The organism is Microcystis sp. LE19-195.1E, assembly GCF_027532095.1.
Classification (GTDB): Bacteria; Cyanobacteriota; Cyanobacteriia; order Cyanobacteriales; family Microcystaceae; genus Microcystis; species Microcystis aeruginosa.
The window spans coordinates 1-4,626 of the sequence record NZ_JAPZSZ010000185.1 but is presented as its reverse complement, the minus strand read 5'-3'; the positions used below and the strand labels follow the sequence as shown (position 1 = coordinate 4,626).

General features: G+C 44.1%; 3 protein-coding genes. All 3 read right to left on the bottom strand.

The window, feature by feature from the left end:
• Nucleotides 1-683: 683 nt before the first annotated feature.
• Complete coding sequence (locus O9300_RS10570; protein WP_287971592.1) at nt 684-1,379, bottom strand: discoidin domain-containing protein; 696 nt, start codon at nt 1,377-1,379, stop codon at nt 684-686.
• 425 nt (nt 1,380-1,804) lie between these two features.
• On the bottom strand, nt 1,805-3,103 hold the full coding sequence (locus O9300_RS10565) for a hypothetical protein (protein ID WP_287971591.1): 1,299 nt from the start codon (nt 3,101-3,103) through the stop codon (nt 1,805-1,807).
• Nucleotides 3,104-3,407: 304 nt separating this feature from the next.
• Entirely contained in the window at nt 3,408-4,349 is a 942-nt protein-coding gene (locus O9300_RS10560; protein WP_287971590.1) for a glycosyltransferase family 2 protein, read from the bottom strand.
• Nucleotides 4,350-4,626 lie beyond the last annotated feature (277 nt).

Sequence of the window (4,626 nt, the reverse complement as noted above, 5' to 3'; positions counted from 1 at the left end):
TATAAAAGTTTATGCTGCCTATTTTTTCGGAAAAATAGGTTGTAATGGGAGACTCTTTGTTTTCCTAGACAAAAATAATTACTTTTTCAAAAAAACACTTTTCTATTTTTTTGTTGGGTATTTTATTCTCTGGAAGTCCCTTAGGTCAAGTTAATTTGGTGCATAGCACCCCAGCGCATTTTATTTGTTTTTTTGCCCTTGTCTGTTACTTTTGATACAGTTTTTTTATTGTTTTATGGTATGGGAATAGGGAGACACGGGGACAGCACCGCTCAACTAAACTTACTCAAACCTACTTAAAAGCCTGAAAGCTTAGTCATTCGTAGTGGATTAAGCACGGAGCGGGTTAAACGGCAAACCCGTTATTCCCTGGTCAACGACATCGGGAATTACTTTTCGTGAACTACTCTCAAGGTCGTTGAGAGCTTCCTGCTTCAATGGGATGCGCTTTCTACCTCGAAAGATAGCCAGTCTTACCTTCCCGACCCCGGCATCCGTCCTAGTTCCTAAGACCCATACTTTTCCTGGCAACACGACCCGCCGAAGCTCGGTTATCGCTTCAGGAATAGTGGTCAAGATCTGTTTATCGGAGCATCGGTTTTTGAGAATTGTCTATAGGTTGGGCATTCATCCCATCCCTAAAAGCGAGGGACTTCTAGCGAGGGACGAATGCTGAGACTAAGTTAAATTCTTTTTCCCAAACTCACGCCCGCTAAACCAAAGGCTAACAGAGCAAGCAAGGAAGAAGGTTCGGGAACTTTGGTTGCTGCAAACTGAATCTCTGAGAAGCCAATGCGATTGTTTGCGCTGGGGTTATCGAATCCCCCAAAGTTACTCAGATTAGTAAATCTAACATTAGTCGCAGCGACTGAGGCAAAACTGAACGACTGTGGGGTCTGATTGGTACCTGGGGAACCAAAAGTTCCCTGCGTAAAGGACATAGGAGCGCCACTCAGGGTACTCCAAGTTGTTCCACCGTTGTTGGAGTATTCAATCGTCACACTTTTAATTCCCTGACGGGTAAGCTCGGCACTACCACCGCCAAGGTTCCAGAAAGTAAACCCAGATAGATTATAGCTACCATTGAGATTAAAAGTGATAGTACCTGAGGGAATTGTGGTGCCCTGCGTGTTAGTTAAAATACCTGACCGCCAAGAATTACCCATCAGCGACTCCCCGTGATCTCCCGTAAGACTCGGAGTGTTACCGGGCAGCCCTTGGCCGTTGACGGCATCGTTTAGACTCCATTGTGTTGATATGTTGTCCGTTGAGGCAGTGACTCCAGGAATTAGAGTAGCAGCTTGGGCGTTTTGTGCCACACCCCACATTAAGCCGAAAGTGGTAGTGGATAAAACAAGGGTTTTGATAGTGAGTTTCACGGGAAAATCTCCTTAAAAGGCTAGGGACAGTCAAAAGGGTACAACGTACCCTCCCATATCATATTTTTTTTTTTTGCCAATGTCCACTACTTTTGATGTAGATTTTTTTTCCACGTTATGGTAAGGGAATCGGGGGACAGGTGGGGTCGTTTCATTCTCTCAAATGTCATTCTCTCAAGTCCTTATCTGGCAACGTTTTTAGTCGATTTCTCGGAAATACATAGCTGAAAATTTTTTAAAACGTCGTGCTTTGCTTACCTCATAAGCGATTAAAGGTAGCAAAAAAAGAATTAGATTCGGAGAATGAATCAGCCCTAGGGGGACAGGGGGAAAACTCCCATCTGATGGCGCAGTTAAGAAAGTCAGAAGCCAGAAATCGGGTGGGGAAGAAATTCTGTCTTCTGCCTTCATAGCGGGCAATCTGCCTACTGATGAGATTCTAGCCTCGTGGTTTTGCTATTGTCCCCATCCGAGAATAAATCATCGCCAAATAGATCATCAAGGGGCAGTTCTTCGTCAGAAGGTAAGGATTCTAGATTAGCCATTTCTTCATTATCCAACATACTGAAGAAATCTAGTTCTTCTTGGTCACTCGCAACAGAAGCAACATTTTGGCGGTTAGATGCAACTGTAGGGGTTTCTTCCGCAAAATAATCGAATAATTCGGGGTTATTGCTGTCAGCGGTATCAGCAAATAAGTCATCGAGAAAATTTTGGTTATCAGCGAATTTTTCGGTGTCGGGGGCTAATAAATCAGAGAAACTGGTGTCACTGCTAACGGTTTCTTGCATCTGACCGTAATTAGCCGATAATTCTTCTAGGCTACCGATAGTTCTCGTTTCTTCCTCTAATGTTAAACTGTTGAGAAATTCTATCTCAGCAGCGGACATCTCCCAGTCAGAGATTGCTGGTTCTGCCATGACGGGAAAATCTTCGCTCTCAGTCATTTCTGGAGAAACTAAGGTTTCTTCTGGGCTGTTTAAACCGTCAAATGTCTCCTCGGAAACTGGTGTTTCTAGGGGCATTTCAGGGGCAAATTCTGGTTCCAATACTAGGGTTTCTTCGGTGATAAAACCATCAAAAGGATTTATTTCTTCGGCACTGGGGCTATCGGGGAAATCATCCCAGGGTTCGACGATTTCAGTGGTTCGATCATCCACTACTGCTTGGCGGGCGTTTTGTAATTCTAACAGTTGGCTTTGATAACCCTGTTCTAGTTGTTGAATTTGCGACTGATAGCCCTTTTCTAATTCTAGAATCTGCTCCTGTTGACTTTGACGCAGGGCTTCCATTTCCCCTTGCTTCCCGTCTATGATCTCTTGTATTTGACTTTGATAGCTTTGGCGCAATTCCTCGATTGTAGCTTCGTATTCCGGTTCAAGTGGCTGAATTTGGGTTTTATCGGCGACTTCCACGGCTTGAGCGGGATTTGCGCTGGCTATCTCTTGTAAACGTCCTTGGCTATCTTCTAACTCTTCTTGCAATTTAGCCACTTCTTCTCTATAGGTGGCTTCGATATTGCGAATCCGTTCTTCGGAGAGAGCGAGTTGTTTTAACTGTCCTTTGCTGTCTTTTAACTCCTTTTCGGTTTCACCTAAAGCCGCCCGAACTTTCTCATATTTCTGTAGTGCTTCCCTGATTTTTCCCTCTTGCAGGGCATATAAAGCCCCACCCCCGATCGCACCTCCACCGACAAAACCGATTAAAATATCGAAGATATTCATTATGGGATTCCTCCTATAGGAAAATTTACTTCTAATATGCCCAATCTCGGAGAATAATTCACAAGGGGCAAATGTGGTCAGTGTTTTCCGCCGCTCTCTATGCCGATTGCTTTTGATTGTGGCAGCAATTATCAGAAAAAGAAAGCAAATATTCAGTTTTTTATCGGCAAATGTTCACCTTTAGGGCAGTTATCTCGATGGTGAGGTACAAAGTCTCTGGTTTTAGGGAGTCGGTTGTCGATGCCAAATCCAGTCATACCTCGTCTTTGTGAGAAACGCCGTCGGTGGTGTTCGGCAAGACATTTCACTGAAGCTGTATTTCCCGATAAGCTTGATAAACGCCGCGCACGTTGTACCAATTGAGAAAAATGCGGGCAATTTCTAGGGCTAATTGCGGTTTACCTCGATCGATTAACCATTGTAACAGCGGGGAGAGGCTGCGTTCATTCAGGGTTCCCCCCAGGGAAAGTAAACCCCACAACAGTCGATGAATCCAAGTCATTTGAATCATCATCCGCACTTCCCAGGTGGGATGTTTTTGATAAAAAAGCACTCCCATTCGTCCTCGTTGAATTTCCTTATCGATGAGATTGGGAATTTGAGCGAGATTAAAGGGGGGATGCCAATGATAACCGACGGCTTCTGGACATTTAATTAATTTTAGTCCCAATTGCTTCAATCTCACCCCTAATTCTAAATCTTCCCAACCGTAGAGTTGAAACTGGGTATCAAATAATCCCGCCGCTAATAACCATTTTTTAGCGATCGCCACGTTGCCCGTGGCAAAATAGGCGGCGGAGAAATCGGTGATTTTATAGGGTTCACTGGTGGGATGCTCGAAGTTACAGGTATTAATGACAGTGCCGTAGGTAAATAAGCAATCGCTGCCGAGACTTGCTGCCCCGGCGGTTAAAGCGTCGGCGTGGGCTTGCAAAAAATTTTCTGTCACTACCAGATCGCTATCGATAAAAATAATCGTATCACCACTAGCTTTTTCTACCCCCAGATTCCTAGCGATCGCTGGTCCGCCGTGATCCTGTTGCCACAGTTGCAGATGGGGTAAATTGGCTTTGTGACTTTCTAGCCAAGCGATCGTCGCATCGGTAGAGCCATCATCGACAAGGACTATTTCGTAGTTTTCCACTTTATTATCGGTTAAACGCTGATTTTCTAGGGCTAGTAAACATTTTTTTAAAATTGCTTGGCGATTGTAGGTAGGGATGACAACACTGATCAGCACGGGCATTCGGGGGTCAAGATTACCGTTTTAGCTTACCAAATAACCTCGGTTCCTTGATTAGACCTCCTGCAAAAATCAACAATCTCCATTCAGGATTCAGGAGACAGGATTCAGGAGACAGGATTCAGGAGACTATTTTTATTTATAGCACTTCTTGGAGCTATGAGGTACAATAAAAAGCAAATAGACAAATAATAGAACTCGCCAGCTTCCTATGAGACCCTATTCCGTAGATTTTCGCCAAAAAATTATCGATGTCTGGAAGAAAGAAAAAATTTCTATT